Origin of the sequence: Rhodococcus sp. CX (assembly GCF_015865005.1) — a bacterium.
GTDB lineage: Bacteria > Actinomycetota > Actinomycetes > Mycobacteriales > Mycobacteriaceae > Rhodococcus.
In genome coordinates this window covers 1-4,846 of the sequence record NZ_JADZGH010000031.1, presented here as the reverse complement: position 1 = coordinate 4,846, position 4,846 = coordinate 1, and the positions used below count along the sequence as shown (strand labels likewise).

At 70.1% G+C, this 4,846-nt stretch carries 6 protein-coding genes; all 6 read left to right on the top strand.

Translation table 11 applies throughout. The features are described 5' to 3' along the window. Nucleotides 1–1,134, top strand: a 1,134-nt coding sequence (locus I0Q12_RS31730; protein ID WP_307845982.1) for a vitamin B12 dependent-methionine synthase activation domain-containing protein, incomplete at its 5' end; no start/stop codon positions are given. After that, nucleotides 1,127–1,840 carry an HAD family phosphatase gene (locus tag I0Q12_RS02620; RefSeq protein ID WP_197250471.1) on the top strand — a complete coding sequence of 238 codons (714 nt, stop codon included), beginning with the start codon at nt 1,127–1,129 and terminating at the stop codon, nt 1,838–1,840. The genes I0Q12_RS31730 and I0Q12_RS02620, both read left to right, overlap by 8 nt. A gap of 2 nt (nt 1,841–1,842) precedes the next feature. Next, on the top strand, nt 1,843–2,703 hold the full coding sequence (locus tag I0Q12_RS02615) for a rhodanese-related sulfurtransferase (protein WP_197250470.1): 861 nt from the start codon (nt 1,843–1,845) through the stop codon (nt 2,701–2,703). 2 nt (nt 2,704–2,705) lie between these two features. Beyond that, nucleotides 2,706–3,593, top strand: a complete 888-nt coding sequence (locus tag I0Q12_RS02610; protein WP_197250469.1) for a pseudouridine synthase — start codon at nt 2,706–2,708, stop codon at nt 3,591–3,593. A 34-nt stretch (nt 3,594–3,627) separates the two neighbouring features. Continuing rightward, a complete protein-coding gene (locus tag I0Q12_RS02605; RefSeq protein WP_197250468.1) occupies nt 3,628–3,909 on the top strand; it encodes a phosphoribosyl-ATP diphosphatase in 282 nt (93 codons plus the stop codon). 80 nt (nt 3,910–3,989) lie between these two features. Then, nucleotides 3,990–4,846 (top strand): ATP phosphoribosyltransferase (hisG, locus tag I0Q12_RS02600; protein WP_197250467.1); only part of this gene is annotated, 857 nt, incomplete at its 3' end.

Genomic DNA, 4,846 nt, shown 5'->3' with positions numbered 1-4,846 from the left:
CTGCTCGGTGGTGCCGCCCTGACCCGTGGCTACGTCGAGGACGATCTGGCGGAGATCTACGAGGGCGAGGTGTCGTACGCGCGGGACGCGTTCGAGGGGCTGGCGTTGATGGACCGCATCATGGCCGTCAAGCGTGGCGAGGGTCCGGCGCCGGACAGCCCGGAGGCGATCGCCGCGCGGGAGAAGGCCGCCGAACGCAAGGCCCGGCACGAACGCAGCAAGCGGATCGCGGAGAAGCGCAAGGCCGCGGAGACCCCGGCGGAGATCCCCGCGCGCAGCGATGTGGCGGCGGATCTGCCGGTGCCGACGCCGCCGTTCTGGGGCAGCCGCGTCGTCAAGGGCATCGCGGTCGCCGACTATGCGGGTCTGATCGACGAGCGGGCGTTGTTCCTGGGTCAGTGGGGGCTGCGCGGGCAGCGCGGCGGTGACGGCCCGACCTACGAGGAACTGGTCGAGACCGACGGTCGGCCGCGGTTGCGGTACTGGCTGGACCGGTTGTCGACCGAGGGCATCCTGGCGCATGCCGCGGTGGTGTACGGGTATTTCCCGGCGGTGTCCGAGGGCGACGACGTGGTAGTGCTGACCGAGCCGCGGCCGGACGCGCCGGAGCGGTTCCGGTTCACGTTCCCGCGGCAGCAGCGGCCCCGGTTCCTGTGCATCGCCGATTTCGTGCGGTCGCGGGAGGAGGCGCAGCGCACCGGGCAGGTCGACGTGTGGCCGTTCCAGCTGGTGACGATGGGGCAGCCGATCGCGGATTTCGCGAACGAGTTGTTCGCCGCGAACGCCTACCGCGACTACCTGGAGGTGCACGGCCTGGGTGTGCAGTTGACCGAGGCGCTGGCCGAGTACTGGCACCGGCGGGTGCGGCAGGAGCTGGCGTTCGCCGGGGGTGGGACCGCCGCCGACGACGATCCGGCCGAGGTGGCGGACTACTTCAAGCTGGCCTACCGGGGGGCGCGGTTCGCGTTCGGGTACGGGGCGTGCCCGAACCTGGAGGACCGCATCAAGCTGGTCGAGCTGCTCGAACCGGAGCGGATCGGGGTGGAGCTGTCCGAGGAGCTGCAGTTGCATCCCGAGCAGTCCACCGACGCGTTCGTCCTGCACCATCCGGAGGCCAAGTACTTCAATGTCTGAGCTGATCGATTCCGTCCTCGGCACGTCGGCGCACGCCAGCGCGCTGCGGGCGGTGCTGTGGGACATGGACGGCACGCTGCTCGAGTCGGAACAGTTGTGGGACATCGGGATGCGGGAGTTGTCGCTGCATCTCGGGGGCCCGATGTCGGAGGAGACCCGGATCGCGACGATCGGTGGGCCGCTGGATCTGTCGGTGTGGCGCACCTTCGACGGTCTCGGGCTCGCCCCGACCCCGGACGAGCAGACCGCCGCGGAGGATTGGCTCAACGCGTTCATGGCGGAGCTGTTCGCGCAGGGGCTGCCGTGGCGGCCCGGGGCGCGGGCCGCGCTGGGTGCGGTGCGGGAGGCCGGGCTCGGTCAGGCGCTGGTGACCAACACCGGCCGCCGGTTGTGCGATGTGGCGCTCGAGACCCTGGGCCGCACCCATTTCGATCACACGGTGTGCGGGGACGAGGTGCCGGCGGGCAAGCCGGATCCGGCGCCGTACCTGCGGGCCGCGGAGCTGCTCGGGCTGGACCCGGCGCAGTGCCTGGCGGTGGAGGATTCCCCGACCGGGGCGGCCGCGGCCGACGCCGCGGGCTGCACGGTGCTGGTGGTGCCGTCGCTGACGACGGTGCCGGGTTCGCCGCGGCGGGTGTTCCGGTCCACCCTGGAGGGGTTGACGGTGGCCGACCTGCGGGAACTGCACGTCTCCGGGGAGCGCTGAGCATGGCCGTCCCGAAGATCGTGTTGTTCTACAAGTTCACGCCGCTGCCCGATCCGGAGGCGATCCGGTTGTGGCAGCACACGCTCGCGTCGGCGCACAGCCTGACCGGGCGCATCCTGATTTCCGAGCACGGCATCAACGGCACCGTCGGCGGGGACATCGCCGATGTGAAGAAGTACGTGCGGGGGTTGCGCAGCTATCCGGCGTTCAAGGACACCGACGTGAAGTGGTCGGACGGCACCGGCACCGATTTTCCGCGGTTGTCGGTGAAGGTGCGTCCCGAGATCGTCACCTTCGGGGTGCCGGACGAGGTGAAGGTCGACGAGCACGGCGTCGTCGGCGGCGGGGAGCACCTGTCGCCGCTGGCCCTGCACGCGTTGATGTCCGAGCGCGGCGACGACGTGGTGTTCTTCGACGGCCGCAACCGGTTCGAGGCGGAGATCGGCCGGTTCCGGGATGCGATCGTGCCGGACGTGGCGACCACCCGCGATTTCGTCGCCGAACTCGACAGCGGCCGCTACGACCACCTCAAGTCGAAGCCGGTCGTCACCTACTGCACCGGTGGGGTGCGGTGCGAGGTGTTGTCGGCGTTGATGCGCAACCGCGGTTTCGACGAGGTGTATCAGCTCGACGGCGGCATCGTCCGCTACGGCGAGACGTTCGGCGACGGCGGCCTGTGGGAGGGCTCGCTGTACGTGTTCGACGGGCGCATGAACGTCGAATTCTCCGACGATGCGGTGACCTTGGGGCGGTGTTCGCTGTGCGAGGCGCCGACCTCGCGGTACCGCAACCATCCGGACGTCAACGGGCGGGCGCAGACGCTGGTGTGCGAGGACTGCGTGCCCGATCCGGTCGGTTCCTGACCGTGCCGGCCGCGCCGCTGCCGATCCGGGACGGGCTCGGCCCGGACCGGGTGCGGATGCCCGCCGGGGCCGCCGCGCGCACCGTCGTCGAATACCTGCAGGCCGCGCATCCCGGGGAGGACTGGTCCGGGCGCATCGCGGCCGGGGAGCTGGTCGACGAGCACGGCCGCGCCGTGGACGTGCACACCCGCTTTCAGCCGACCCGGTTCGTGTACTTCTACCGGGAGCCGCCGCCGGAGGTGCCGGTGCCGTTCGCGGTGGATGTGCTGTACCGGGACGCGGGGCTGGTGGTGGTCGACAAGCCGCATTTCCTGGCGACGATCCCGCGGGGCGCGCACATCCGGGAGACGGTGGTGGTGCGGCTGCGCCGGGACCTGGGGTTGCCGGATCTGGTGCCGGTGCACCGGCTGGACCGGATGACCGCGGGGGTGTTGTTGTGCACCGTGGATCCGGCGTTGCGGCGGCCCTATCAGGAGTTGTTCGAGCAGCAGCGGGTCCGCAAGGTGTACGAGGCGATCGCCCCGCACCGCCCCGGGGTGCAGTTCCCGCGGGTGGTGCGCAGCCGCATCCGGAAGCGGCACGGGGAGCTGACCGCCGTCGAGGTGCCGGGGGAACCGAACGCCGAGACCCGCATCGAACTGGTCGAACGGGCCGGGGACCGGGCCCGGTACCGGTTGTTTCCGCGCACCGGCCGCACCCACCAGCTGCGGCTGCACCTGAATTCGCTGGGGGCGCCGATCGTGGGAGACAACTTCTATCCGCAGTTCCGGCGCCGCGCGCCCGACGATTTCACCGATCCGCTGCGGCTGCTGGCGCGCACCCTCGAGTTCGACGATCCGATCACGGGGCGGCCGCGGCGTTTCGACAGTCGCCGGGTGCTGGATTTCTGACGGGGGACGCCGCGCGCAGGGCACCGGGCCGGTCATGAAACAATGGGCTCCCGTGAAGACCTTCGAATCCCTGTTCGCCGAGCTGTCCGAGCGTGCCGTGACCCGTCCCGAGGGGTCCGGCACCGTTGCCGCCTTGGACGCCGGCGTCCATGCGCAGGGCAAGAAGGTGATCGAGGAGGCCGGCGAGGTGTGGATCGCCGCCGAGTACCAGAGCGACGAGGAGTTGGCCGAGGAGATCTCGCAGCTTCTGTACTGGGTGCAGGTGCTGATGGTGGGGCGCGGTCTGAAGCTCGAGGACGTCTACAAGCATCTGTGATCGTCGATCGATCCCAGCCTGTTTGCCTGAATCGTCCCGCCCCCGTTTGTCGCTGTTTCCCCAGAGAGGCCGAGTCCCGAATGCTGCGCGTCGCCGTTCCCAACAAGGGTTCCCTGTCCGAGTCCGCCGCCGAGATCCTCAGTGAGGCCGGGTACCGGCGTCGCACCGATTCGCGGGATCTGACGGTGCTCGACCCGGTCAACGAGGTCGAGTTCTTCTTCCTGCGTCCGAAGGACATCGCGATCTATGTCGGCTCCGGGGAGCTGGATCTGGGGATCACCGGGCGGGATCTGGCCGGGGATTCCGGTGCGCCGGTGACCGAGCGGTTGTCGCTGGGGTTCGGCCGGTCCTCGTTCCGGTATGCGGCGCCGAAGGGCCGGGACTGGAAGGTGGAGGATCTGGCGGGGCTGCGGATCGCCACGTCGTACCCGAATCTGGTGCGCAAGGATCTCGCGGCGCGGGGGATCGAGGCGACGGTGATCCGGCTCGACGGTGCGGTGGAGATCTCGATTCAGCTCGGGGTCGCCGATGCGATCGCCGATGTGGTCGGGTCGGGTCGCACGCTGCGCCAGCACGAGCTGGTGGCGTTCGGGGAGTCGCTGTGCGAGTCCGAGGGCGTGCTGATCGAGCGGGAGGGCTCGAACCGGGACGACGCGGCCCGCAACCAGTTGATCGCGCGGATCGAGGGTGTGGTGTTCGCGCAGCAGTACGTGATGCTCGACTACGACTGCCCGAAGCACCTGCTGGACGAGGCGGTGAAGGTGACGCCGGGGCTGGAGTCGCCGACGATCTCGCCGCTGGCGAACGATGATTCGGTGGCGGTGCGGGCGATGGTGCCGCGCAAGGGCCACAACGCGGTGATGGATCGGCTCGCCGAGATCGGGGCCCGCGCGATCCTGGCGTCGGATATCCGCTCGTGCCGGGCGATGCGCGGCGT